Origin of the sequence: Streptomyces sp. NPDC087300, from assembly GCF_044744425.1 — a bacterium.
GTDB lineage: Bacteria > Actinomycetota > Actinomycetes > Streptomycetales > Streptomycetaceae > Streptomyces.
The window spans coordinates 441,355-467,456 of the sequence record NZ_JBIUYI010000005.1; the positions used below are offsets into that span (position 1 = coordinate 441,355).

Below are 26,102 nucleotides of genomic sequence, written 5' to 3' on the forward strand. Positions count from 1 at the left end.
GGCTACTCCGTACGGCGGCGGCGCCTGGCCGTGTACACGGCCGCACCCCCGATGAGCAGGACGAGCGCGCCGGTCACGGCGGCCGGTGCGTACGAGCCCGCGTCGTGCGCCGCGTCGGCGGCCGGTGCCGCGTCGACGACCTCGGTGGACGGCTTCGGCGCGGCCTGCGCCCCGGCGGACGCGGAGGCCGACGGGGTGGGCGAGGCGGAGTCGGAGGGCGAGGGGGAAGGGGAGCGGGACGGCTTCGGCGGCTTGCTGCGCTCGGGGCGCGGCGGCGCGGGCTTCTCCTGGACGGGCCGTTCCGGCGCGGGTCCGGTGTCGACGTCGGGCGGCAGCGGCGCGGACGTCTTGTTCTCGTACGGGGCGCGGGCCTTGCCGCCGGTGGGCCGGGCGTTGCGGGCGCGCAGCTGGTCAGGGCTGACGGTGGGGCGGCCCTCGGTGCCCTCGATGTTCGTGCCGCCGAAGATCCACAGGTCGACGCTGCCCGGCCGAGGCTTGTAGAGCATGGCGCCCAACTGGCTGTACTCCCAGGTGTTCTCGCCCGGGTCGGCGTGCCAGTACGACCAGTACGCGGAGGCGGGCGGCGTCAGGACGCAGTCGTCCTGCGCGGCCGTCGGGAACTGCTTGCCGCCCTTGTAGCCGCTGTAGCCGATCCGGCAGATGAACGCGGGGCCGTCGTGGCCGGTGCCCGTGGTGCGCCAGCCGCCCTGGTTGAGCAGTTCGTAGCCGGTGGTCGGGGTGCTGCCGCAGGAGCGCAGGATCGGCCCGCCCCAGTCGCTGAAGTCGACCGCGAGCACGGCGCCCGAGCTGGTGGTGCACCGCCCCATGGGCTGGGGAGCGGCACCGGCGGGGGCGGCCGTCGCGGTGAGGGCCGCGGCGGTCAGGGTCAGGGCGCAGGCCGCGCTCGCGAGGGTGCGCAGGACGCGGGGGATCACTGGTGGCCTCCTGTGGTGGCGCTGCGGCGGCGGGCGACGACGACCGTGCGCCACCCGGCGAGGCACAGGGCGACGGCGGCCAGCGCGACTCCCGCCAGTTGAGCGCCGGTCGAAGCGAGCGCGCCGTCGGGCGAGGGGCCGCCGGCCGAGGGATCGCCGGGTCCGTCCTCGCCGGGCGTGACGATGTCGGGCGTCGCACCGCCGGACGGTCCGCCGGCGGAGGGGCCGCCGTCGCCGGGCGGCTGGGGCGTCGTGCCGTCCAGGTCCCTGGCGAGCGTGCCGAACGAGGTGCCGACCGCCCCGCCCAGGCCCTGGGTGGAGGCGCGCACGTCCGAGCCGCGCTGGCCGCCCGCCGCGACGTTCAGGCCGCCGTCCGCGTTCTGCTGTCCGGCGAGGAACTTGCGGGCCTTCTTGATCTCGTCGCCGTACTTCGCCGCGTCCAGGGAGAGCCCCTGCACCGCGAGGGCCGCCGAGTTGACGGAGTTGCCCGAAGCGCCGGGGAAGCCGCCGCCGGGAAGCTGCTTGGTGGCGATCCAGGCGAGCGCCTTGTCGACCGCCTTCTCGGACGCGGCGTCCTGCACCAGGTCGAGGGCCATGGCGGCCATCGCGGTGGAGTCCACCTCGGAGTCGCCGGTCGAGGGAATGAGGCTGGGCCAGGCGCCGGAGGAGTGCTGAAGACCGCGCAGATACGCGACGGGTGCGGCCGCCGACGCCTTCTCACCGGCCCGCAGTTGGGCGATGACGCCGAGGGACTGCGAGAACACCGAAGGGGCGTACGTGTACGCGCCCTTGGCGGGGCAGCTGCGGTCCGGAGCCCGGCTCGGCGCCTCGCACACCGCCTTGTCGAGCGCCGCGATCAGGTCCTGGCCCGCGAACTTCCGCGGATCGCGGCCGACGGTCTGCGCGAGCACCGCCACCTTGCCGAGCGAGCCGCCCGCGGCGTGCGAAGTGCCCACGCCCGTCCAGTCGTTGACGGAACGGCCCGGTGTCGAGCCGTCCTTGCCCCGGCCGTCGAGGAAGTCGACGATGCCGCGCAGCGCCTCGTCGTCGTGCCCTGTGGCCGCGAGGGCGTAGCCGCCGTCGATGGTCAGGCCGTAGTCGGCGAACCCGGTCCCCGCGACGTTCTCGTAGTAGTGACCCTTCTTGAGGCGGGACGCCGCGGTGAGGTACGCGGTGCCCTTCTTCAGGTCGGGGCCTTCCCCGGGCTGCCAGGGCGGGTTCGGGCCGCCGGTCGGCGGGTCGGTCGGGTCGGTCGGGTCCGTCGGGTCGGTCGTCGGCGGCCGCGTCGGGTCCTTCGCCGTGAGCGCCGCCAGGCTGGTGCGCGCTCCGGCGACGACGGCGGCCCAGGTGGGATAGAGCTCCGGATCGCTCGCGCCCTGATCGAAGCCGAAGCCGCCGGACTTCGTCTGCTGCCGGGAGAGCCAGGACACCGCGGCGTCCGCGCGCACCGTGTCGCCGAGCAGCCGCAGGGCCTGGGCGGACTTGGCGGTGGCGTTCACGTCGCCTTCGGTCACCCCCGCGTACGCGCCGAAGGCCCCGCTGGGCAGCTGGGCGGCGCGCAGGCTCTTGCGGGCCTTGGCCACCACGTCGGAGTGGCCGCCCGCCTGCTGGAGGGCGATGATCGCGTACGGGGTGGTGGCGGGGTCGCTGTAGGTGCAGGTGTCGCCGTCCCGGATCAGCGTCGGGCTGAAGCCGCCGTCCTTGCACAGGTGGGCGGCGACCCGGGTGACGGCGTCGGCGGGGATCCTGCGGCCCGCGCGGTGCAGCGCGAGCACGGCGAGGGCCTGGGTCTCCACGTCGCCCACACCGGGGAAGTCGCCCTTGCCGACGCAGTCGGAGGTGCCCCCGGAGGTGCACACGCTCTTGCCGAGGTCGCCCACGAGGTTGTGCCCGCCGAAGGAGTGCGGGTCGCCCCCGGTGCTCTCGGCGAGCAGCGCGAGCAGGGCCGCGCCCGCCGGGTCGGGGGCCTTGTCGGTGCCCCGCGGATAGGCGAACTCCTCGGTGCGCGCTGCCAGATAGGCGCGTGTCCTGTTCAGGGTGTCGCTCTTGCCGCCGGACGCGGCGAGCGCGAGTGCGGTGTGCGCCGTCTGGTACAGGTTGGCGCCCTCCGGGCCTTCCGCACCCTCGTCACGGACGTGGTCGCCGTCGGTGAGGCGGCTCCTGAGCCAGGCGTCCGCCGCCTTGAGGTCCACCTCGCCGGGCTCGACGTCGGGCGGGTTGTCGCCGGGGTCGGTCCCGCCGCCCGCCCGGACCTGGGCGGGCGTGAACGAGGGTCCTCCGCTGGTGCCGTCCGGGTCCGTCGCGCCGAACACCCAGGCCTCCACCGACCCGTTCTTCGGCCGCTGGCTCATCGCGCCGAGCGGGCTGTACGTCCAGTAGTCCTGGCCGCGCGGCGCGATCCAGTACGACCAGTAGGCGGAGGCGGGCGGCGTCAGCTTGCACGCCTCCTGGGCCGGGGCGGGGTAGCGCTTGCCGGAGTCGAAGTCCGCGTGGCCGAGGCGGCAGATGAAGGCGGGGCCGTCGTGCTCGGTCCCCGTGGTGCTGAAACCGGCCTCGTGCAGCAGGTCGTAGCCGGTGGTCGGGGTGGCGTCGCAGCCGCGGACGACACCGCCGCCCCAGTCGCCGAAGTCCACCGCGACGACCGCGCCCTTGGTGGCCGTGCACTTCGCCATCGGATCGGCGGCCGCGGGGGTGGCGCGGCCGATGAGCAGTGTCCCGCCGCCCACCGCCACGGCGGCCGCACACAGCAGCGACACGCATCTCGCGCGCACGCCCCGGCCCGGACTCCCGGCTCTCTGCCCCACCACTGCCCCCCTGGGCCTCGGCCGTGGCGGGGTTCATGTGATCAGCCGGTCCGAGGGCCGAAGCCCGCGTCGGGAACCGTCCGTACCACACCGTAGTCCGCGACGGCGTCAGTCGTTTCGTGCCTCGGTCCAGGTAATCCGGCTCGCCCGCCGGGCACTTGAGGTGCTCGGCGAACCTACGGTTGCGGGTCAGCGCCGGACTTCGACCGGCTTCCCCTGGTAACTGAGTTCAGATTCGGGCGAATTAGAGCACAGTTGCGAATGAGGTGACAAGGGTGTGCGGGACCTGTGAGGTTCGAGTAACCTCCCGTGCTGCCGAGCGGGGGAATCTGGTGGGAGTCCAGAGCTGACGCGCAGCGGTGTGGACCGGCCGGGGGGCCGGGACGAGCCCGAATGCCCGACCGGCCCTGCAATCAAGGACGTCGCATCACGCGCTCGGGCGACGGCCACGTGTCGTCCCCGCCCGCTCCCTCGTACGCCGTGCGTACGCGGGACGCGTCGGTGACGGATGTGCGGCCGACGCCCCCTCTTCCCGGGAGCACCCCGCCATGAACTCCACGCACTCCGCCCTGACTTCCGCCTGCTCCGCCGTGCCCACCGCACGCCCCGCCACGACCTCCGCGGCCCGCCGCGCCCTGCTGTCCGTGCCCGCCGCGCTCACGGCGCTCGCCCTGACGGCGGTGCCCGCCGCGGCGACGGCCTCGCCCGGCCAGATAGCCACCTCCAAGACCAACGGCGTGACCTATCTCAGATCCCTCCAGGGAGCCGACGGCTCCTACGCGGGCGCGGGCCTGTCCAACGAGTGGGCGTTCTCCGCCCTCGCCGCCGCGGGCACCGCCGCCGTCGACGTCACGCCGAACGGCGACACCACGAAGAACGCCCGTACCGTCTACCGGGCCCACCTGGCCGACCCGGCCTGGCCCGGCAGCTCGCCGGTGGTCACCGACTTCGAGCGCGGCATCATCAACGCCTACTCCGCGGGGATCGACCCGGCCCGGGTCTCCGCGAGCCGCAACCTGATCGCCGACACCTACGCGTACTGGCAGAACTCCGCGCCGGGCTACTGGGGTTCGCCCGCCAACTTCAACGGCACGGTCTTCGCGCTGCTCGCGCTCGCGGGGGCCAAGACGCCGTCCGGCGCCCAGCGCGTCCCCCAGGCCCTGCTCGACCGCTCCGTCGGTACGGTGCGGGCCAACCAGCACGATGACGGCGGGTGGAACTTCAGCAAGGCCGAGGGCGACCCCGACGCGCTGGCCAAGCCCAGCGACATCGACATGACCGGCGCCGCCATGGCCTCCCTGTGCGTGTCCGGGGTGCCCGCCACCGACCCGGCCGTCACCAAGGCCAAGGGCTTCCTCAAGTCGAAGCTCATCAACAACTCCGGTGCCTTCGACGCGATGTTCGGCGCGAACACGGACTCCAACGGCTGGGCGGTCTCCGGCCTCAACGCCTGCGGCATCAACCCGCAGACCGGAGACTTCCTCACCCGGGCGGGCAAGACCCCGGTGGACTTCCTGATCGCCCAGCAGTTCAAGCCGGGCGGCGGCTTCAAGTACCTGCCCACCGACACCGTGCCCTCCGCGTACGCCTCGATCGACGGCCTGCGCGCGGTCGCGGGCGGCGGCTTCGCGACGGCGCCGCCGACGCCGGCCACCGCGGGCGCCCCGCGCTGGACGGCCACCGACGCCTTCACCCCCGGCACCCGCACCAGCCTCGCCCTGACGGTCGACGACGGCACCGCGCTGAAGGTCTGCTCCGTCGCCTTCACGCCGGACGCCACGACCACGACGCTCGGTGCCGTCCTCGACGCGGCGGGGGCCTCCGCCACCCCCGCGGGCTGTGTCACGGGGCTCACCCCGAGCAGCGGCGCGGGCGCTGTCACATCCCTGAACGGCAAGACGAACAACGGCAGTTCGCAGTGGCGGTCGAGCGTCGACGGTGCGGCGTCCGGCGCGGCGAGCCGTGCCACGGTGATCGGCGCGGGCGACACGATCGCGCTGCGCTACGGAGGCTGACGGCCCGCGCGGTCAGGAGCCGTCCGAGAGGACCGCGAGTCCGGCGATAAGCCCGACGAAGGCGAGCACCGCCACCGCGCAGACCAGCAGCACCAGCCAGCCGGTCAGGATCCCGGCGAGGGCGAGCCCGCGGCCCTCGCCGGCGAGACGGCGGCCCCGGAAGCGGGCGACGTGGCCCGTGGGGATGGCGACGAGGGCGGACAGGGCGGCCAGGGTGAGGAAGACGCCGGGGTTGATCCAGGCGATGCCGGTGGCGAAGTTGCCGAGGAGGGCGACACCGCCGAGGGCGAAGAAGCCGCTGACCCGCGCGGTGCGGTTGCGGCCGCCGAGAGGCCGTTCGGCGGCCTGACCCGGATTGCCCTGAAGGCCTTCGCCCCGTGCCCCGTTGTCCCGTGCCCGCTCGTCCCGCGTGCGCACTGGCACACCTTTCACTGCCGCTCCTTCAGGTTCCCCAGGTAAGTTGCCCACAGCTTGCTCCTGGTGATTTTCGCCGAAGAGGGATGCTACGCGGCTCCGGATCACTTAGTTCTACAAGACTGTAGAGTTCCGGCATTCGACTCGATCGGGTGATCTGTGATGCCGTGCGACAGTCGTGTGACGGGCGAGATCTGGAGGTTCGCGGGTGGGTGGGACGGGCGCACGTAGGCGTGGTCAGGGTCGGGGCGGTACGGGGGGCGGTGCGCGGCGCGGTGCGCGCGGTGCCGCCAAAGGGCGCTCCACCCGGCTGACGCGGCGGGGACGGATCCTGTTCTGGGTCGCGGGGACCTTCTCCGTCCTGATCCTCGCGGTGGCCGGGATCGGCGCGTGGATATACACGGATCTCGACAACAACATCAACGCCGCGGACGTCGACAACAAGCTCGGCGGCGACCGTCCCGAGAACCTCAGCCCTGGTTCGAAGAACATCCTGGTCGTCGGATCGGACAGCCGTGACGGCGCCAACGCCAAGTACGGCAAGGACCTGACGACCATGCAGTCGGACACGCTGATGGTCGTGCACATCCCCGCCGACCGTGAGTGGGCCACCGTCGTCTCCTTCCCGCGCGACTCCTGGGTGCAGATCCCCACCTGTGACAAGGGCAACGGCAGCAAGGCACCCGCCCACCACTTCAAGATCAACGAGGCGTTCTCGATCGGCGGCAGCACCGGCGAGGTCGCCAGCGCGGCGGCCTGCACCATAAAGACGATCGAGGCGCGCACGGGCCTGCGCATGGACCACTTCATGTCCATCGACTTCCAAGGCTTCAAGGGCATGGTCAATGCCCTCGACGGCATCGAGGTCTGCCCCGAGCAGGCGATCCACGACAAGAAGGCGCACCTCGACATGGAGGCGGGCTGCCAGACGGTGAAGGACGAGAAGGCGCTGGGCTACGTACGCACCCGCTACAGCGTCGGCGACGGCTCCGACCTCGGCCGCATCGGCCGCCAGCAGGAGTTCATGGACGCGCTGGCCGCGAAGGCCCAGTCCAAGCTCACCAACCCCAAGGCCCTCTACGGATTCCTGCAGTCCGCCACGGACTCCCTCACCACGGACAAGTCCCTGGCCGGCATCAAGCCGCTCTACGGCCTCGCCTCCGAACTCAAGGGCATCCCCAAGGACCGGCTGACCTTCCTCACCGTGCCCAACTACCCGCGCGAGGCCGACGTGCCGTCGGACAGGGCGAACGTGAGCTGGCAGTTCCCGCAGGCCGCCGATCTGTTCACCTCCCTGGCCAAGGACAAGGAGGTCGGCAAGGACCGGAAGAAGGCGCTGGAGAAGGCAGCGAAGAAGCCGGTCTACGCCTCGACCGTGGGCGTCCGCGTCCTCAACGGAACCGGCGAGCCGGGCCGCGCGGCCGAGGTCGCCAAGCAACTGCGCGAAGCGGGCTTCACCGTCACCGCCACCGGCAACGCGCCCGCCGAGTCCCGCACCACCAAGGTCGGCTACTCCCAGGGCGCCAAGGGCAAGGCCGACGTGCTCGCCTCACGCCTGCCCGGCGTCCGTGCCGGGGCCGACGACTCCGCCGACGCCGAACCCGGCGTCGTGACGCTCACGGTGGGCAAGGAGTTCGAAGGACTGAGGTGAACAGGCGCCCCGCCTCTCCGGAACGTGCGCCGATAGGCGTCCGGCGGCACACCCACCGAGCGGTTGAAGTGGCGGCGCAGCGTCGTGGCCGTGCCCATGCCGGTGGTCTCGGCGATCATGTCGACGGTGTCGTCGGTGGTTTCGAGGAGTTGCTGGGCACGCTGGACGCGTTGGTTCAGCAGCCAGCGCAGCGGAGTCGTGCCGGTGACGTCGGAGAACACGCGCGCCAGGTGACGTGAGCTCATGTGCGCCTCGCGGGCCAGGTCCGCCACGGTGAGCGGCTGGTCGAGCCGCTCCATCGCCCAGGCGATCACCGCGCCGAGGGGATGGTCGGGGCGCTCGGGCAGCGGCGTGCTGACGAACTGGGCCTGGCCGCCCGCCCGGTGGGGCGGTACGACGAGGCGGCGCGCGACCTGATTGGCGACGGCCGAGCCGTGGTCCAGGCGGACCAGGTGCAGGCACAGGTCCATCGCGGCCGCCTTCCCCGCCGAGGTGAGAACGCTGCCGTGGTCGACGTAGAGGACGTCCGGATCGACCTCCAAGCGCGGGTACTTGGCGGCCAGCGCCGACGCGTGCCACCAGTGCGTGGTGGCACGCCGCCCGTCCAGCAGGCCCGCGGCGGCCAGGACGAACGCGCCCGTGCACAGGGACGCCACCCGGGCGCCCGCGTCGTGCGCGGCACGGACGGCGTCGACCAGGTCGGTGGGCGGATCCTCGTCCGGATCGGCGCACGCCGGGACGATCACGGTGTCCGCGTGCGCGAGGTGGTCGAGTCCGGCATCGGGTTCGAGCCGGAAGCGGCCGCCGAGCGAGACGGGGCCCGGCCCGCAGACGGTGAAGTCGTACCAGGGATCCACGAGGTCGGAGCGGTCGACGCCGAACACCTCGCAGGCCGAGGCGAGCTCGAAGTGCGGAACTCCGGGTGAGACGGCCAGGGCGACAAGGGGCATGTCCGAAAGTGTACGGGCGATGGCATTGCTGCCACTCACGGTCGTCGGCCGCCGACGACAGACTCAGGTGCATCAAGTGATCAACCGCGTACGGCCGCCGGGCATCAGCCGTCAGGGCGTACGCATCCACGAGACGGGGGAGCCCCATGGAATCGACCCGAGCGGCAGAGGCGGGACGGAGAACGGTGACGGTGTTCGGTGCCTACGGGCACACCGGACGCTTCATCGTGGCCGAACTCGTGGCACGGGGGCTCACCCCGGTCCTGGCAGGACGCGATGCCGCGAAGCTCCGCGCGCTCGGCGACGAGTTCCCCGGGCTCGACGTCCGGCCCGCCTCGGTCGACGACCCGGCCTCGCTCGACCGCGCGCTGCACGGCGCGGCGGCCGTGATCAACGCGGCGGGGCCCTTCGCCGCGACGACCGCACCCGTCATCGAGGCGGCGCTGCGCGCACGGATCCCCTACCTGGACGTCGCCGCCGAGGTGGAGGCCGTCGCCGACACGTTCGCGCGGTTCGCGGAGAAGGCCCGTGCCGCGGGGGTCCTCGTGGTGCCCGCGATGGCGTTCTACGGCGGCCTCGGCGACCTGCTCGCCACCGCCGCGCTCGGCGACGCGCCCGCGGCCGACGAGGTGCACATCGCGTACGCCCTGAGCAGCTGGCACCCCACGGCGGGCACGCGCGGCTCCAGCCGGGTCTCGCGCGGCCGCCGCGAGGGCCGACGGCTCGTCTACGCCGAAGGCCGCCTCGAACTGCGCACGGACGAGGCGCCCACCGGCGAGTGGTCCTTCCCCGAGCCGGTCGGAAACCGTTCCGTGGTCGGCGAGTTCACCACCGCGGACAGCGTGACCATCCCGCGCCACCTGAACGCCCCCGACATCCACACCTTCATGACCCTCGAAGCCGTCAAGGACGTGCTGGCCCCGGACGCCGCACCGCCGGAGCCGGTCGACGAGCGGGGGCGTTCCGCGCAGACCTTCCTGGTCGACGTCGTCGTCCGGGCGGGCGACACCCGGCGTCGCGCGGTGGTCCACGGACAGGACATCTACGCCGTCACCGCGCCTCTCGTCGTGGAGGCCGTCGATCAGATCCTCACCGGCCGGGTGAAGGGGACCGGGGTCCGCACACCGGGCGAGACGTTCGCGGCGGAAGCGTTCCTGCGCGCGCTGGCCCCGCACCACCTGGCGTACGAGCCCGGCGTGCCCGTTTCCTAGCGGGCGCCGACACAACCTCCAAACGCGACGGCGCAGATGCCCCACTCCTTGGCTGATCTGCCAAGCATCAGCCAGGCAGCTATGAGATTCCCCGTGGCAGATGCAAGATGGAAGACGTTGTTCGGGGCGCGGCTGCCGACGTCCCGGCGGGCCCACAAGGCGAGGTCTTCCATGGTGATGCGTACACACGACGGCGGTGCCGGCGACGTCGACCACGGCTCCCTCCGACCCGGTCACGCGTACCGCCGCCCCGACGAGCGCATCGCGCACGTCATCGCACGGGCGATCGGCGACGCCCGCTCCGTCCTCAACGTCGGCGCGGGCACCGGGTCGTACGAGAGCGCGGCGCACGCCGTCACCGCGGTCGAGCCCTCCCTGGCCATGCGGGTCCGGCGGCCCGCGCAGCTCACCGACGCCATCGACGCGGTCGCCGAGGACCTGCCCTTCGCCGACGGGGAGTTCGACGCGGCGATGACCCTCTTCAGCGTCCACCAGTGGTCCGACGCCGAGGCCGGGCTGCGCGAGATGCGCCGGGTGACGCGCGGCCCCGTCGTCGTACTGACCTGCGATCCCGCGCGCGTGCGCGACTTCTGGCTCTACGAGTACGCCCCGGACGTCCTGGAGACCGAGGCCCGCCGCTACCCGCCCCTGCGCCTGCTGACCGCCGCGCTCGGCGGCACCACCACGGTCGAGACCGTGCCCGTCCCGCTGGACTGCACCGACGGCTTCAACGAGGCGTACTACGGGCGGCCCGAGCTCCTCCTCGACCCCGCGGCCCGCCAGGCCTGCTCGGCCTGGAGCTTCGTCGACGACCGCGCCCGCCAGGACTTCGACACATCCCTGCGCCGCGCCCTCGGCTCGGGCGCCTGGGACGACGCCTTCGGCCACCTCCGCGGCAGGCCGACCTACGACGGATCGCTCGTCCTGCTGCGCGCCACCCCCTGACCGGCACCGGAGACCGATCCCGGCGAAAGGAGGCCGCTGATGGACCCGCTCGCGCGCCAGAAGATGATCGCCCAGGTGCAGGTCGAAAGGGAGCGCCTGATCCCGGAGCACGAGGAGGCCACCCGGACCACCATCGAGATGCTCCGCGCCAGCACGGGCCGCGCCGAGGGACCCCAGGCCGTCCCCTATCTGCATCTCGCCTATCTGCTCGGCGTCAGGAACACCCAGGGCGACGACAAGCTGATGGCCCTGGCCCTCTCGGTGGCCAACTGGGCGGCCACCGCCATCAACGACCTCGCCCACCACACCGGCCGCACCCCGCAGCAGATCATCGACCAGTACGAGACCGACATCATCGCCGACCGCGAGGACCTCGACTGACGGGGTGCGGGGCGGGCCGGAGGTCACTTGGCGAGCTTGCCGTCGGCCCGCACGGTGAACCAGGTGCCCTTCACGCCGTGGCCGTTGGTGTCGCCCGGCTTCTCGTCGCCGGTGTACCAGTACAGCGGCCAGCAGTCGATGGCGAGCTGCTTGCCGCCGTCGGGGCGGTCGTACGTGCTCAGGAGCTTGGGGTCGACACCCTTGACGTTCTTCTTGTCCACGGGCTTCGCCGGCTTCCAGAGCTTGAGGCACTCACCCTGGCAGTTGGACTTCATCGGCCAGGCGGTGTCCTTGGTGAAGCGGTAGAGCGTGCGCCCCTTGCCGTCCCTGACGATGCGGCCGCGCTCCTGGTCCTCGACCGTGGACAGCGCGGGCAGCTTCCCGGGGGCGGCCTCCTCGGCGGGCGCCTCCTCCGCCTCCTCCGCCGCCTCTGCCGCCTTCTTCGCCTTGGTGCCGTCGGGCGCGGCCGAGAACCAGGTGCCACCGACGCCCTGTCCGTTCGTCTGGCGGGGCGCCGTGTCCTGCGCGTAGCGGTACAACGGCCAACCGGCGAGCGTGAGTTGCCTGGTGCCGTCCGCCCGCTTGACCGAGCCGAGCAGCTTCGGGTCCATGCCCTTGGCGGCCTTCGCGCCCTCGGCGGGGACCGGCGGCCAGGTGGCCGCGCAGGCGTCGGTGCAGTTCGAGGCCGAGGGGCGCGCCTTGTCCTTGTCGAACCGGTAGAGCGTGAAGCCCGCGCCGTCCGTCATGACCGCGCCCAGCTTGTCGCTCTTCCACACGCTCAGACCGCCCGCCTGCGAGGGCTGCGTGCCGCTGTCCGCGGCGGTGGACCGGCTGGGGGAGTCGGCGGTGGTCGCCGCGGTCTGGGACCCTCCGCAGGCCGCCGTCATCATGACCGCGGTGACCGTCAACGCGACCGGAATGTAAGTGGTTTTGCGCATGAGGGACCTCTCTCTGATATCTGAGAACAGCTGAGATTCTTGGCAGAACGAAGGCGGCGTCACGCCGCGGAATGCCCGCCCCGGCAGCAGGGGAGGAGGCCGACCAACTGCCGGAGCGGAGTCTTTGGGGGAATCCGAATCCCGTTCTGGCCGGTCACCGAGAACACGGCTTCAGATGCGGGGCGGTTCAACCCGGGGAAAAGAATTCCCGCGACCTGTCACACGCGGCCTGTCACCCGCGACCTGTCACACACGTCCGGTGCCCGCGCCCGCCAACGTCTGCGTGGGCACGATGACTTGGAGTCCGAGCACGCCCAGGTCCACGCTGCCGTCGGACTCGGCGTACCAGCGCCAGTGCGCACCGGGCACGTCCCCGACGGTGAGGACGATCCAGCCGCCGCCCTCGGGCGCGGTGAGGTCCGCGAGCGCCCGCGCCTCCTCGGCGGTCGGCGCGTCCTGGAGCACGATGAACCCGGTCACCTCGCCCGTGCGGGCCGCGCCGCGCACCAAACCGACCCCGAGCTCCTCGGCGGTGTTGAGGACCTCCTCCGGCGCCCTGCCCTCGACCTCGGCGACGGAGCGGACGCGGACCAGCCCGTTGAGGCCGGGCAGGGCGCTCGCACCCGGGTCCACCGACACCACCACCGTGCTCTGCCGGGGGAGTTCGAGGAGGCCGCGGACGAGGGCGGCCACGGTGTCCTGGGCGACGGCGAGGTCACCGCTGACGCTCAGCGCGCCGTTGATCTGGCCGAGGTCCACCATGACCTGCGCGCCCCGCTCGCCGATCCCGATCCTGGCCAGGTGCGGCAGCGCGAGGATCCGGTCACCCGAGGGGTCGCCCTCCACGAAGGCGGGCAGCCCGGTGCGCTCCCAGCGGTTCGGTTCGAGGGCGGTCCACGGCGTGGGGGCCGTCCGCGCGCCCGACACCGAGGCGAGCAGCTTGGTGGGCTCGGCGAGCACGCTGTAGACCCGGACCGGGCGCTCCGACTTCGACGGATCGGCGGGGATCAGTTCGCGCAGCGCCTGCCGGACCACCACCGGCGTACGGGTGTCCGCCGCGAGCCGCTTCGCCAGCGCGCCGCGCCGACGGCGGCGCAGCGCGAGCGCCAGACCGCGCGGCAGCCGCGGCCGCAGCACCCGGGCCACGCGCATCACCCCGGAGCCGGTGGCCCGCGCGGCCCGCCCGAGCGGTCGCCGCGCGACGATCACCACGGTCAGCGTGGTGACCCCGGCCACCCCGCCGATCAACAGGGGGAGCGAGACCCGGTCGCCGATCGAGCCGAACGGGTTCGACGCCCGGCCGGCCGCGGTGCGGGGCGCGGGAGACCGCGCCGCACCCTGCCCCGCGCTCGCGCTCGCGCCCGCATCGCCGTCCTGCCCCGACGCCGCCTTCGTCCCCGGCAGGACGCCGAACTCGACGCCGGGTCCGTCCGCGTCCTCCGGCAGGATCAGCGGGAAGCCGGGCACCAGCTGGTCGGGGCTCACGAACGCCGAGCCGTCGGGCAGCGGGCGGCCGCTGTTGAGGACCAGGATCTCCTCGAACCGTTCGCCGTCGCCGAGCGTGCGCTCCGCGATCGAGACGAGCGTCTCCTGCTGACCGCCGTTGCCCTTGGGGGACTTGAGCACGTAGTACTTCGTCAGCTCCTCGGCCTGGAAGAGCCGGGCGGCCCGCGTCTGGGGCGGCGCCGCGCTGACGGCGTGGGCCGGTCCCGGCACCGCGAGCCAGGTGACGGCCGCCAGGCCGCACACCGCCGTCACCCGGGCCGTGCCGCGCCACGGAGCCGTCCGCCGCGCCTCGTTCGTCGTCCTTGGGGCGTCACGCATCTTTCTCGTCCTCCTCCGTCAGGGCCTTGTGACGCGCACTCCTGGGGGCGTCGGCGGTCACACGCGTACGACCGCCGATCGGTTCAAAGCGCGATGCGACGCGCTGAACCGAATCGGCTGCCGCCCCGTGAACAGGTGCCGAACGGGCGTGCAGCCGGGAGGAGTTGGAGATGCCACGACGGCACACCACGGGCTGGGAGATCCTGGGCTTCGGTGCGGACCCCACACCGGGGGACCCCGAGGCCATCAGGACACTGGCCAAGACCTATCAGGAGCTCGGGGACGGGGCAGGTGAAGCCGTCGAGCTGCTCCGCGACGACGGGGCGATCCGCCGTGGCAAGGGCCAGGCGATGGAGGCCCTGAAGACGCGGATCAAGAAGGACCTGCCGGGGCTCCTCGTCAAGACCAGGGACTCGTTCCGCACCGCGGCGGGCGCCTACACGACGTACGCGGACGTCCTGACCGACGCGCAGGACATGCTGGACCGGGCCATCGACCAGGGGCAGGAGGTCGCGGCGACCGCGAAGTCGGACGTTCCCGACCTCGCCGCGGACGCCACGCCCGAACAGACCGAGGCGCGCGACACGCGGCAGGGCGAGGTCGACGCGGCCAAGCAGCAGCTGTCGGCCGCCGAGGCGCTCGGCCGCGAGGCGCACGCCCTGCGGGAGGACGGCTCGCGCAGGGCGTCGGTGACGCTCGACGAGGCAGCCGAACAGGCCATCCCCGAAAGGGACTTCTTCAAGACGTTCGGTGACATCCTCGCCGACAACCCGTTCATCGAGATCGTCGCGGGCATCCTCATCGCCATCGTCGCCGTGTTCCTGCCCGTCGTGGGCGTCATCCTGGGCGCGGTCCTGTTCGCGGCTTCGGTGATCCGCATGGTGGCGCAGGGGAAGATCGACGTCGGCGACATCATCATCGGCCTGCTGACCCTGGTGCCCGGCGGCGTGCTCCTCGGAGGTCTGGGGAAGATCGCCGCGGCGGCGGGCAAGCTCGCCAAGTTCGCGCCGGCCCTCGCCAAGCTGGGCAAGGGCATCGGGACCACGGCCGCGGCGGTCACCGCGGCCCTGAAGAGCTCGACCTTCGTACGCAAGATCATCGATCCGCTCGGCAAGGGGCTCGCGGGGCTCAAGACGGCGCCGGGGCTCGCGCTCGCGGGCAAGGTCGGCATCGACGTGAGCACCGAGTTCTCCCTGGGGTTCCTCGCCGCGGGCCTCACGGCGCTGGCCGACGGCAAGAAGTTCGACGCGGTCGCCGCGGTCAAGAGCGCGGCGCTCGGCGCGGGCACGGCCGGTGTCCTCACGGTGTTCGGCGGCACCAAGTTCGCCAACAGCATCAAGGACGCGTTCACCACCAAGGGCAAGTTCAAGAGCAACATCGACAAGGCGTTCTCGCTGGACAGCCTCGGCGTGACCAACGGCCAGTTCAAGCCGGGCAACGTGCTGTTCGTCGACGCCAAGGGGCTCGGGCAGAAGACCGGGTTCCACGGCATCAACGGCAAGACCGGCACGGACGCGTCGACCGGCGAGCTCAAGACGACGATCACGACGCCGGACGGCACCACGACCGACACGAAGATCACGCCGCCGGGGCCGAAGGCGGACCAGGTCCAGGCCCCCGCGGACGGCGGCCCGCCGCCCGGCCCCGAGACGTCGACCACGACGACGACACCCGACGGATTCAGCTCGGAGACCATCGGCAACACGAACACGATCAAGAGCCCCGACGGGGACGTCATCACCTCGGACGGCAACACGACGAAGTTCGAGACCCCGGTCAAGGGCGACACGGTCAAGGAGAAGTTCGGCGGCACGTTCGGAGGCGAGTTCGCCTCCACGCCCTCGGCCAAGCCCGCGCTCACCACCGAGCTGGGGCCCGGCGGCTTCACGACATCGGGCTCCTTCGGCTCGGTCACCAAGGACGGCACGGGCGCGACGACGTTCAGCACGCCGGGCGACGGCGGCCCCGCGCCGCAGTTCACCGTGAACAACAACAGCGTCGCCACGCCGGGCGGCCTCACCGTGACCGACGGCGGCGGCTTCACGTCGGTGGCGGGCGGCGGCCTCACCGTCGACAACGCCAACGGTCTCACCTCGGTCTTCAACGGCCCGGCGGGCGGCGGCGCCCAGCCGGTGGCCACCCACAACCCCGCCGACGGCAGCATCGACGTCAACGTCGGCAACACCACGCTCAGCGGCAACGCGGGCAACTTCGGCGGCGGCGCCTCCCTGCCGGACGGCACGCAGATCTCCGTCGGCAACAACGGCGGCGTCAACGTCGCCAACGGGGACGGCGGCGGCCAGACCGTCGCCCTGCCCCCGGCCAACGCGGGAGGCCCGGTCACCGTCGCCGACGGCAACGTCACCACCAGCATCCCGCCGGGCGGCGGCGCCACCATCAGCTCGCCCGGCGGGCCCACCACCACGCTGGACGGCACCGGCTTCGCGGTGAACACGGGCGGCCCCAACGCGGAAACGGTGCAGTTCAACGGCCCGAACACGAGCCTGGACATCACCCCGCCCGGCGGCCAGCCGCAGGTGTCGGTCGGCCAGGACGGTGCCGTCACGACCGGCGGGATCAGCACGGACGGAGGCGGCGGCGGTACGGTCACGGGCGGCGCGGGCACCATCGAGTTCTCGCCGCTCGACATCACGCTCAACTCCCCGGAGGGGACCTCGCTGAGCGTCGACCCGCAGGGCCAGTTCGACCTGAGCCCCACGGGCGACCAGCCGCCGCTGACGGTCGCCCCAAACGGTGACATCGCCGTGGGCGCGCCGGGCGCGGCGGACGTCACCTTCACCACCCCCGACGGCTCATCCGTCATCGCCAAGCCGGGCGGCGGTGTCGACGTGGCGCCCACGGGCGGCCAGCCGCAGATCTCGATCGGCAAGGACGGGGCCGTCACGACCGGCGGGATCACGACCGACGGGAGCGGCGGCGGTACGGTCACCGGCGGCGGAGGGAAGATCGAGTTCTCGCCCCTGGACATCAAGTTCAGTGGCCCGGACGGCGGTTCGCTGACCCTCAACCCCAACGGCCGGTTCAACGTCGACGGGATCAGCAAGGGCGCGGACGGCGTCGTCATCGCGGGCTCGACCACGGTGCACAACGACGGCTCGGCGGACATCGCGTACGGCGGGCAGGACATCCACGTCGACGCCGACGGCACCATCACCGCCACCGACGGCCAGGGCAACACGGTCGCCCCCGCGGTGCCCCAGCCGACCCCCGGCGCGTCCGTCGACGTGGGCAACACCACCATCTCCGTGACCAACGGCGGCGGCCACACGGTCACCGTGCACGGCACGGGCGGCACCACCGTGACGGTCGGCGGCGGCACCACGACGGTCAACTCGGGCTCGATCCAGGCCAGTCAGGGACCGGGCGGGACCAAGGGAACGGTGGGAGGACCGAACCCGATCCAGGTCGACCAGACCCCGGACGGGACCACGACGGTCAGCCAGGGCGGCACGTCCGTCAGTACGGGCCCGAACGCGCCGACCACCGCCGGGCCGCAGGGGCAGCAGCCCGCGGTCACCGTCACCCCGCCCACCGGCGGGGACGGTGCCCAAGTCACCACCGCCGACGGCAGCACCACCACCGTGCACGGCGACGGCACCGTCACGAAGTCGGCGCCCGCTGGCCCCGGCGGCCAGACGGTCACGGTCGGCGGCGGAGGCGGTACCACGGTGACGGTCGGCAACGGCGGGACGACCGTCAACTCCGGCCCGCTCCAGGCCAGTCACGGCCCCGGCGGGACCAGCGGCACCCTGGCAGGCGCGAATCCGGCGCAGGTCGACCAGGCACCGGGCGGGGGTACGACGGTGAGCCAGGGCGGCACGTCCGTCAGCACCGGCGCCGACATGCCGACCACGGTGGGACCGCAGGGCCAGCCCGCGTCCGTCACCGTCAATCCGGCCGCCGACGGCGCACCGACGCAGGTCACCACGCCCGGCGGCACCACCTCCACGCTGACCGGGGGCGGCGCGCAGACCGACGTCAACGGCGCCAACGTCGCGGGCGGCACCGTGCACAACGACGGCACCGTCACCACCAACGCCCCTGCGGGAACCCACACCACGGTCACCCACGGGCCGAACGGCACCACGGCGGCCGACAACGGCGGCAACTTCGGCGTGGACAACACCGGCACCGTCTCCGACGGCCCGGTCACCGTCACGGCCGGCGTGGACGGTGCCAACAACCCGGTCGCCACCGTCACCGACACCGGCGGCGGAGCCCAGGCCACCATCGGCAACGGCGGCATCGACAGCCAGGGCGTCAGTACCTCGGCCGCCCCGGGCGGCGCCGTCACCTTCACCCACCAGCCCGTGCCCGGCGGCCCGCCCACGACCGTCACGTCGGGACCCGACGGCACGGTCACCAGCCAGGTGCCCGACGGCTCGTCCGCCCAGGTGCCGCCGCCCCAGGCCGCGGCCAACCCGCAGGGCGGCGGCCAGGCGGCGCCCGCGGCCACCGTCACCAACGGCAACGGCGCCACCCTCACCACGAACGGGCCGACCATCACGCACTCGTCCGAGGGCTTCACGACCACCGTCACCCACGACGGGACGGGAGCGACCACCACCACCGTCCACGACAAGTCGGGCGTGACCCACACCGTCGGCGCCGACGGGCAGGCCACCGTCACCAACTCGCCGAGCGGCGCGACCATCACCGGCACCAACACCCAGGTGACGGTGAACACCCCGCAGCAGGAGGGGTGGGGCCTGTTCGGCTCGCCCGACATGACGGGAGGCCAGAACACCCTGTCCAACGGCCCGGGGGGACCCACGATCATCACCCACGGCGCCGACCCGATCTCCGAGCCGGGCAGCACCGTCGTACACGGACCCAACCCCCTCGGTCCGCAGGGCGAGGTGTCCGTCACCTACGGGCCCGCGTCGGGCACCTTCGCCCCCGGCGGCGTCACCGGGCTCGGCCCTTCCGGCACCCACCTCGATCCGACGACCAACGCCCCCATCGACACGGCGGGCAACCCCATCGGCAACGGCGCGGGCCAGACGCCGATCAGCACCGTCACCGGCGACGGTCACAGCGGCATCACCGTGCCCACGCCGAACGGCGGCCCCACCGTGCACCACGAGGGCTTCTTCGGCGGCGCCACCTCCGTGGACACCCCCAACACCTCGCTCGGCAAGAGCCAGGGGAACGTGGAGAACGCGGGCACCGCGGGGCAGAAGGCGGGCGTGGTCGACGGGCCGCACAACCCGCTCGCCCCCGCCCCCGCGCCGGGCCCCGAGACCTTCAAGGCCGGCGGCAACGGCGGGATCAGCGTGGACGTGCCCGCCGGCGGCAAGGGCGGCGCCACCGTGCACGGCGGCCCGTTCGAGGTCAAGTCCACCGGCGGGGGCGGCTTCGACGTCTCCGTGACCGGCGGCGGCAACGGCCCCGGCGACAAGGTCAGCGTCGGCGCCGACGGCACGCTCAACGGTCCCGGCGTGACCGCGCCGGCGCCCGTCGGCGCCGGACAGCAGGGGCCCGCGGCCCTGCCGCAGGTCACCTTCAGCGACGGCACCACCGTCACCGGCGGCCCCGGCGCGCCGACCGTCGTCACCCCGCCGGGCGGTGGCGGCGCGACCACCACCATCAACAACGGCACCGCCACCACCACCGACGCGGGCAACGGCGTGACCATCACCCAGAACCCCGACGGGACCGCCACCTTCACGAGCAACGCCGGGGGCGAGACGACCACGGCCACCGTCACCAACGACGGCGTCGAGGGCACCGTCGTCACGACCGACCACAACGGCAACCAGAGCACGTTCCACGTCGACATCAAGAACAACGGCGCCGTGCAGGTCAAGGACGCCAACGGCAAGACCGTCGCCGAACTGAACGCGGCGGGCTCCTTCAACGAGCAGCACACGCCGATCCACGACTACCACGCCACCGCGGGCGGACCCACCTCGGTCACCGAGCTCCAGGAGTACGGGTACGCGGCCGTCACCAGCATCCTCAAGGGCGCCGTGGGCCAGGCCGTCGGACTCGGCTACGAGGTCGGTGCCAACGGCGCCGACCTCCAGACCACCCTGGAGAACGCGGGCATCAAACTCGGCAACGGCGTGGGCAGTTCCCTGGCCGGCAAGAAGGTCGAGGACGCCTACGGGTTGAAGACCAAGGGCCCGGAAGTCCCCCTCTCGTCGATTCCCACGAAAACCCTCGGCGGCCTCAACGCGAGCGCGGACACCGAGTTGGCCAATCCGGCGGAAGAAGCCCCCATCAAGGTGTGAACCGATCCGGCACCCGCCACGTGTGTAAGGCGCGCGGGTGCACGGCGGCGAATCCACGAGGCGCCCGCCCGAGCCATCCGCTCAGAGAAATCAGTTCCATGAATTCCACCTCCGCGACAACCCATTGCGAACGGGAGACTTTCCGATGGCCGACTACATCGTCAACGACGAGAAGACCACCGCCACCGCCGCGACGACCATGAACGAGTACGACATCGCCGTCGCGCAGCTCAACAAGATCAAGGCCGACCTGGACGCGCTCACCGCCGACGGCTACAACACCCCTTCCGCGCAGCGGGACTTCAAGCCCTTCGTCGACGAGTACACCGCCAACTACTCCAAGGTCACGGAGGGGCTGACGGGCATCTCCACCTACATCAAGAAGTACGGCGAGGGCATGAACCAGTTCGACACCGACATGGGCGCCAGCCTCAGGGGCTGACCCCGCCGTCGTACGGGCCGGGCCGGACCTGCCACCGGCCCGGCCCGACCGGCCCCCGTACGCCCCTCTCCGCCGCGCCCCTCTTGCCGCGCGCCACCGTGCCACAAGGAGCACCGAGATGCGTCTGACCGTCACCGCCGTCGACCCGGAGCAGGGGCAGACCGCGGACATCATGATCGAGGCCGACCCCGAATCGCCCGCGGGCGAGCTCGCCGACCAGCTGCACCGCAGGCTGCGCGGCGGCACACCGCAGGAGCCGCCGGTCCTCTACCACGGGGCCACCCCGCTCCCCGCCGACCAGCCGGTCGCCGCCGCGGCGCTGCGCTCGGGCAGCCTGCTGTCCCTGGACGCGCCCGCGCCGGAGGCCGGCCCCGAGCCGGACGGCGTCGTGGAGCTGCGGGGCGTCGGCGGCGCCGACGCCGGAGTCGTGTTCCGGCTGCCGCCAGGCGACTACGAGATCGGCTCCACGGCGTCCTGCCGCATCCGCCTTTCCGCCGAAGGTCTCGCGAAGACGGCCGCCCGGCTGAAGGTCCTCGCCGACGGCACCGCGACCGTGCGCCCGGTGGACCAGGACGACCTCACGCGGGACGGCACGGCGGTGCGGGACTGGACGTCCTGGCCGACCGGCGGCGTCCTCGCCATCGGCCCGAGCCTGCTCGAACTGGCCGCACCCTCCGTCCCCGACGCGGCCCTGCAGCCCTCCGACGACGGCGTCGGCCTGGACTACAACCGTCCGCCGCGACTCCTTCCGCCGCCCGTCAACAATCGCTTCCAACTGCCCCTCGCGCCGGGCAAGCCCGCCCGTCACAAGCTCCAACTGACGCTCATATTCGCCCCGTTGCTCATGGCGGTCGTCGCCGTACTGATCTTCAACAACCCCCGGTTCCTGGTCTTCGGCCTGCTGTCCCCGGTCATCGCCCTCGTCTCACAGATCTCCAACAAGCGCAGGGGCAAGGAGAGTCACGAGGAACAGGTCAAGGAGTACGAGCTGAAGAAGGCCGCGCTCGAACAGGACGTGGACGAGGCGGTCCTCGCCGAACAGCGCGTGCGCAGACTCGCCTGCCCCGACCCGGCGACGGCGCTCCTGATCGCCACAGGACCGCGCCAGCGACTGTGGGAACGCCGCTGGCGGGACGACGACTTCCTGCTGATGCGGCTCGGCGTGGCCGACCGGCCCGCGCTCCTCGAACTCCAGGACCCGGCCGAACCGGAACACCGCCGCAGGATCGACCGCACCACCCACGCCGTGCCGGTGACCGTGCCCCTGCGCACGTCGGGCGTCATGGGCGTGGCCGGAGGCGCCGCGGCCGAACCCCTCGTGCGCTGGCTCATCGCCCAGGCCGCCGTCCTGCACAGCCCCTCCGACCTGCGGATCTGCGTTCTGTCCGGCACGGGCGGCGCGGACCGCTGGTCCTGGGTGCACTGGCTCCCGCACTGCGCGCCGCTCGGCGAGGACACGGTCACCCTGGTCGGCGCAAGCGCCGAGTCGGTGGGCCGCCGCATCGCCGAACTGACGGCCGTCATCGCCGCCCGTCAGCAGGCGGGCGAACGGGCGCCGCGCGGCGGGGCCGCGGGCGAGCCCGACGTCCTGGCCGTCCTCGACGGCGCCCGCAGGCTCCGCTCGCTGCCCGGCGTCATCCAGATCCTGCGCGAAGGACCCGCCGTCGGCGTGTACGCGCTCTGCGTGGACGACGAGGCACGGCTGCTGCCCGAGGAGTGCCAGGCCGTCGCCGTGGCGGGAACGCGCTGGCTGCGGGCCGAGCAGGCGCACGCCGACCCGGTCGACGAGGTGCGCATGGACGCGCCGGGCCGGTCCTGGGCCATCGGCGTGGCCCGCGCGCTCGCGCCGATCCGCGACGTGGGCGACGAGGCCGACGAGAACCTGCTGCCCGCCGCCGCCCGCCTCCTCGACGTACTCGGCCTGGAGCCGCCCACCCCCGACGCCGTCGCGGCGCGCTGGGTCATCGGCGGCCGCAGCACCCGCGCCGTCGTCGGCGAGGGCGTGGACGGCCCCTTCGCCGTCGACCTGGCGACCGACGGACCGCACGGCCTGATCGCGGGCACCACCGGATCGGGCAAGTCCGAACTGCTCCAGTCCCTGGTGGCGAGCCTCGCGGTCGCCAACAGGCCCGACGAGCTCAACTTCGTCCTCGTCGACTACAAGGGCGGCAGCGCGTTCGCCGAGTGCGAGGAACTGCCGCACACCGTCGGCATGGTCACCGACCTGGACACCCACCTCGTGGAACGGGCCCTGGTGTCGCTCGGCGCCGAACTCCGCAGGCGCGAGCACATCCTCGCCGCCGCCGGGGCCAAGGACATCGACGACTACACCGACAAGCGCACCCGGCGCCCCGAACTCGCACCGATGGCCCGGCTCGTGCTCGTCATCGACGAGTTCGCCTCGATGGTGCGGGAGCTGCCCGACTTCGTCTCCGGCCTCGTCAACATCGCCCAGCGGGGCCGCTCCCTCGGCATCCATCTGATCCTGGCCACCCAGCGCCCCTCCGGCGCGGTCACCGCCGACATCCGGGCCAACACCAACCTGCGGATCGCGCTGCGCACCACCGACACCAGCGAGAGCAGGGACATCATCGACGCCCCCGACTCGGGACAGCTCTCGCCCCGCACCCCGGGACGGGCCCACGCCCGGCTCGGACACGCGGCGCTGCTCCCGTTCCAGACGGGCCGCATCGGCGGACGCCGCCTCGACCCCGCGGCCGCCGCCGCGGACCGTCCGGCGCCCGTGCTCACCGAACTGCACTGGGAGGACCTGGGCGATCCGCTGCCCCGCCCGCCGGCCCAGGAGGACGCCTTCCAGCCGGTGACGGACCTGTCGGTCCTCGTCGACGCGGTGCGTGGCGCGGCCGCGCAGCTCTCCGTGCCGCCCGCGCGCCGGCCGTGGCTGCCGCCGCTGCCCGCCACCCTGACCCTCGGCGACCTGCCGTCGCCCTGGACGTCCGGCGACCCGTCCTCGGCCAACGACGAGCAGTCGGACGCCCCGGAGGAGCAGTCCTCGGCCGCGCCGTGGGACACCGCGGAGAGCGGACGGCTCGCCCCCGTGGCGTACGGACTGGTGGACCTGCCCACCGAACAGCGGCAGCGCGCACTCACCTTCGACCTGGACGAGATGGGCCATCTGTACGTCATCGGCTCGCCGCGCAGCGGCCGTTCGCAGACGCTGCGCACGCTGGCCGCGGCCCTCGCGGGCGCGCACGGCTGCGCCGACGTCCACCTGTACGGCCTGGACTGCGGCAACGGCGCACTCCAGGCCCTCACCGCCCTGCCGCACTGCGGAGCGGTGGTCGACCGCGGCCAGATCGAGCGGGTCGCGCGGCTGCTCTCCCGCCTCGTCGCGGAGGTCGGGCGGCGGCGTGAACTCCTCGGCAGGCGTGGCGTCGCCGACCTCACCGAGCTGCGCCGCACCCTGCCCGAGGGCGAACGGCCCCCGCACATCGTGCTGTTCGTCGACCGCTTCGAGGCCTTCGAGCGGGACTTCGCGGGCTACGACCAGGGCAGCGTCATGGACGCGATGGCGCTCCTGATGCGCGAGGGCGCGGGCGTCGGCGTCCATCTGGTGCCCGCGGGCGACCGGGTGCTCAGCCAGAACAGGTTCGCCTCCAGCACGGAGGACAAGCTGGTCCTGCGCCTCAACGACCGCACCGACTACGCCATGGTGGGCCTGAACGCCCGCGCCGTCCCCGAGGAACTCCCCGCGGGACGCGGCGTGCTCCTCAAGGACACCAGCAGTGCGCAGATCGCCCTCCTCGCCACGGCCGACGCCGGGGGCGCGGGCCAGGCCAGGGCGCTGGGCGAGCTCGCCGAGCGGGTCCTGGAGCGCGATGCCCTGGTGCCCGCCGCGCGCAGACCGTTCCGCGTGGACGTGCTGCCCGAGAAGCTGGACTTCGCGGAGGCCCTGGAACGCAGGCCCGCGGGGACCTCCCCGCTGTGGGCGATGGTGGGGGTCGGCGGCGACGAACTGGCCGCCATCGGCACGGACTTGTCGGTGGTGCCGTCCTTCGTGATCGCGGGTCCGCCGAGGTCGGGCAGGAGCACGGTGCTGCTCACCATGGCGAGGTCGCTCACCGAACTGGGCACGAAGATCGTCGTGATCGCGCCGCGGCACTCGCCGCTGCGGCGACTGGCGGGGGATCCGGGGGTCGTCGCGGTCTTCACCGACGCTGACGTCGCGGTGGCCGACTTCCGGGCGGCGCTCGGCGCGGTGGACACCCCTGCGGGGGCCATCCTGGTCGACGACGCGGAGATGATGATCAACTCGGAGCTGGACAACGACTTCGTAGCCCTCGCCCGCGGCAGCGCGGGAGACGGCTGGGGTCTCGTGGTGGCCGGCAACAACGAGGCGCTGCTCGGCGGCGTGGCGGGCTGGCAGACCGTGGTCCGGCGCAACCGGTGCGGCGCGCTGCTCGCCCCGCGCCTGCTGAGCGACGGCGAGGTGGTCGGCGCCCGGCTGCCACGGGGCCTGATGGGCCAGGACAGCGAGCCGGGCCGGGCCCATCTCCAGGTCGGGGACGGGCGGTTCGTCACGGTCAGGGTCCCGGAGACGACCGTCGGCTGACCCGGGCGGCACGACCGAGAGGGCCCCGCCGTCCCCAGGGACGGCGGGGCCCTCTCGGTGGGCCGAGGTCCGCTCAGCGCGCGGCGCCGACGGCCACGGGCTCGTCCGCGCCGAAGGCGAACGTCGACGTGATGGCGTCGAACAGGTCGTGCAGCGGCTCGGCGAGCGGGATGTTCGGGCTGAAGCAGGTGATGACGAGGATCCGCTCGCCGCCGGGGACCGGCACGAACGTGTGGGTGACCACCAGGCGGTACGAGACGCCGTCGGCGATCCCGGCCTCCTCGATGCCCGCGATCCGGCCCACCGGGCCCACATGGGGCAGCGTCTCCGTCGTCATGGTGCGCGTGGTGCCCTCCGTGCGGCGCTCGCCGGTCGCGGAGAAGTGCTTGGCCAGACCCCGAGTGGAGAAGTCCTCACCGGGCGGCGGCTGCACGCTGAACACCATGAGACCGGCCATCAGCAGCCCGTCCTCGTACATCGTGGTGGTGCCCGCGGCGTAGACGGCGCCGCGCCTGCGGGCGCCGTCCATGATGCGCCGCGCGTTGCGGAAGGCCTGGTTGACGGCCTTGCGGGTGTCCGGCTCCGGGGCCTGCCTGAGCATCTCGGCCCGGCGCGCGGCGAGCGAGTCGCCGCTGAGGTCGTACTCCGTCCAGTTCTCCGGGATGCCGATCCCGAAGGTGTGCGCACTGCTGGTCATGGGACCGCGCTCCTTGATTCGTCGGAGGTTCGTCGAGAAATGCGTCGAGAAATGCGGCGAGGGAT

The 26,102-nt window shown here is 72.9% G+C and carries 14 protein-coding genes, 1 pseudogene and 1 riboswitch; of the genes and pseudogenes, 8 read left to right on the forward strand and 7 right to left on the reverse strand.

All coding sequences use genetic code 11. The annotated features are described in order from the left end of the window. Positions 1 to 2: 2 nt before the first annotated feature. Positions 3 to 935 (reverse strand): hypothetical protein, encoded by a 933-nt coding sequence (locus ACIO9J_RS22260; protein WP_402002113.1) that lies wholly within the window; start codon positions 933 to 935, stop codon positions 3 to 5. Then, positions 932 to 3,607: a prenyltransferase/squalene oxidase repeat-containing protein gene (locus tag ACIO9J_RS22265; protein WP_402003553.1), complete on the reverse strand. Its 2,676-nt coding sequence runs from the start codon at positions 3,605 to 3,607 to the stop codon at positions 932 to 934. Before ACIO9J_RS22265 ends, ACIO9J_RS22260 begins: the two co-directional genes overlap by 4 nt. Positions 3,608 to 3,849: 242 nt before the next feature. Beyond that, positions 3,850 to 4,006: riboswitch (cobalamin riboswitch) on the reverse strand. Between the two features lie 281 nt (positions 4,007 to 4,287). Here ACIO9J_RS22265 and ACIO9J_RS22270 point away from each other — a divergent pair. After that, a complete protein-coding gene (locus ACIO9J_RS22270; protein WP_402002116.1) occupies positions 4,288 to 5,754 on the forward strand; it encodes a hypothetical protein in 1,467 nt (488 codons plus the stop codon). Between the two features lie 12 nt (positions 5,755 to 5,766). Here ACIO9J_RS22270 and ACIO9J_RS22275 read toward each other — a convergent pair whose 3' ends face one another. Then, entirely contained in the window at positions 5,767 to 6,186 is a 420-nt protein-coding gene (locus ACIO9J_RS22275; RefSeq protein WP_402002119.1) for a DUF4190 domain-containing protein, read from the reverse strand. A 313-nt stretch (positions 6,187 to 6,499) separates the two neighbouring features. Between ACIO9J_RS22275 and ACIO9J_RS22280 the strand changes: the two genes are divergently transcribed. Next, entirely contained in the window at positions 6,500 to 7,819 is a 1,320-nt protein-coding gene (locus ACIO9J_RS22280) for an LCP family protein (protein ID WP_402003556.1), read from the forward strand. 38 nt (positions 7,820 to 7,857) lie between these two features. Here the strand turns inward: ACIO9J_RS22280 and ACIO9J_RS22285 are convergent. After that, positions 7,858 to 8,769, reverse strand: a pseudogene (locus ACIO9J_RS22285) (helix-turn-helix domain-containing protein); the annotation flags it as partial. Positions 8,770 to 8,915: 146 nt separating this feature from the next. Here ACIO9J_RS22285 and ACIO9J_RS22290 point away from each other — a divergent pair. From ACIO9J_RS22290 to ACIO9J_RS22300, 3 genes are all read left to right on the forward strand, one after another. Continuing rightward, positions 8,916 to 9,980: a saccharopine dehydrogenase family protein gene (locus ACIO9J_RS22290; RefSeq protein WP_402002122.1), complete on the forward strand. Its 1,065-nt coding sequence runs from the start codon at positions 8,916 to 8,918 to the stop codon at positions 9,978 to 9,980. A 171-nt stretch (positions 9,981 to 10,151) separates the two neighbouring features. After that, the gene (locus tag ACIO9J_RS22295; protein ID WP_402002125.1) at positions 10,152 to 10,925 is read left to right on the forward strand and encodes a class I SAM-dependent methyltransferase; all 774 of its coding nucleotides are present in this window, start codon (positions 10,152 to 10,154) and stop codon (positions 10,923 to 10,925) included. Positions 10,926 to 10,964: 39 nt separating this feature from the next. Next, entirely contained in the window at positions 10,965 to 11,306 is a 342-nt protein-coding gene (locus ACIO9J_RS22300; protein ID WP_402002128.1) for a hypothetical protein, read from the forward strand. Between the two features lie 23 nt (positions 11,307 to 11,329). On the opposite strand, the gene ACIO9J_RS22305 is transcribed toward ACIO9J_RS22300, so the two are convergent. Next, positions 11,330 to 12,244 carry an SCO0930 family lipoprotein gene (locus tag ACIO9J_RS22305; protein WP_402002130.1) on the reverse strand — a complete coding sequence of 305 codons (915 nt, stop codon included), beginning with the start codon at positions 12,242 to 12,244 and terminating at the stop codon, positions 11,330 to 11,332. Between the two features lie 246 nt (positions 12,245 to 12,490). Beyond that, positions 12,491 to 14,068, reverse strand: coding sequence for a hypothetical protein (locus ACIO9J_RS22310; RefSeq protein ID WP_402002133.1), 1,578 nt, complete (start codon positions 14,066 to 14,068; stop codon positions 12,491 to 12,493). Positions 14,069 to 14,238: 170 nt separating this feature from the next. On the opposite strand from ACIO9J_RS22310, the gene ACIO9J_RS22315 reads away from it, so the two are divergent. From ACIO9J_RS22315 to ACIO9J_RS22325, 3 genes are all read left to right on the forward strand, one after another. Next, positions 14,239 to 20,325, forward strand: a complete 6,087-nt coding sequence (locus ACIO9J_RS22315) for a hypothetical protein (RefSeq protein WP_402002136.1) — start codon at positions 14,239 to 14,241, stop codon at positions 20,323 to 20,325. Between the two features lie 145 nt (positions 20,326 to 20,470). Then, entirely contained in the window at positions 20,471 to 20,767 is a 297-nt protein-coding gene (locus ACIO9J_RS22320) for a hypothetical protein (protein WP_402002139.1), read from the forward strand. Positions 20,768 to 20,885: 118 nt separating this feature from the next. Then, the gene (locus tag ACIO9J_RS22325; protein ID WP_402002142.1) at positions 20,886 to 25,340 is read left to right on the forward strand and encodes an FtsK/SpoIIIE domain-containing protein; all 4,455 of its coding nucleotides are present in this window, start codon (positions 20,886 to 20,888) and stop codon (positions 25,338 to 25,340) included. A gap of 73 nt (positions 25,341 to 25,413) precedes the next feature. Here ACIO9J_RS22325 and ACIO9J_RS22330 read toward each other — a convergent pair whose 3' ends face one another. Next, on the reverse strand, positions 25,414 to 26,037 hold the full coding sequence (locus ACIO9J_RS22330) for a hypothetical protein (RefSeq protein ID WP_402002145.1): 624 nt from the start codon (positions 26,035 to 26,037) through the stop codon (positions 25,414 to 25,416). Positions 26,038 to 26,102 lie beyond the last annotated feature (65 nt).

Bases quoted from the DNA above. Each gene is read 5' to 3' on its own strand.
- ACIO9J_RS22320 (WP_402002139.1), top strand. From the start codon at position 20,471: ATGGCCGACTACATCGTCAACGACGAGAAGACCACCGCCACCGCCGCG.
- ACIO9J_RS22325 (WP_402002142.1), top strand. From the start codon at position 20,886: ATGCGTCTGACCGTCACCGCCGTCGACCCGGAGCAGGGGCAGACCGCG.
- ACIO9J_RS22330 (WP_402002145.1), bottom strand. From the start codon at position 26,037: ATGACCAGCAGTGCGCACACCTTCGGGATCGGCATCCCGGAGAACTGG.
- ACIO9J_RS22265 (WP_402003553.1), bottom strand. From the start codon at position 3,607: ATGGCGAAGTGCACGGCCACCAAGGGCGCGGTCGTCGCGGTGGACTTC.
- ACIO9J_RS22295 (WP_402002125.1), top strand. From the start codon at position 10,152: ATGGTGATGCGTACACACGACGGCGGTGCCGGCGACGTCGACCACGGC.
- ACIO9J_RS22315 (WP_402002136.1), top strand. From the start codon at position 14,239: ATGCCACGACGGCACACCACGGGCTGGGAGATCCTGGGCTTCGGTGCG.
- ACIO9J_RS22305 (WP_402002130.1), bottom strand. From the start codon at position 12,244: ATGCGCAAAACCACTTACATTCCGGTCGCGTTGACGGTCACCGCGGTC.
- ACIO9J_RS22300 (WP_402002128.1), top strand. From the start codon at position 10,965: ATGGACCCGCTCGCGCGCCAGAAGATGATCGCCCAGGTGCAGGTCGAA.
- ACIO9J_RS22270 (WP_402002116.1), top strand. From the start codon at position 4,288: ATGAACTCCACGCACTCCGCCCTGACTTCCGCCTGCTCCGCCGTGCCC.
- ACIO9J_RS22310 (WP_402002133.1), bottom strand. From the start codon at position 14,068: ATGCGTGACGCCCCAAGGACGACGAACGAGGCGCGGCGGACGGCTCCG.
- ACIO9J_RS22290 (WP_402002122.1), top strand. From the start codon at position 8,916: ATGGAATCGACCCGAGCGGCAGAGGCGGGACGGAGAACGGTGACGGTG.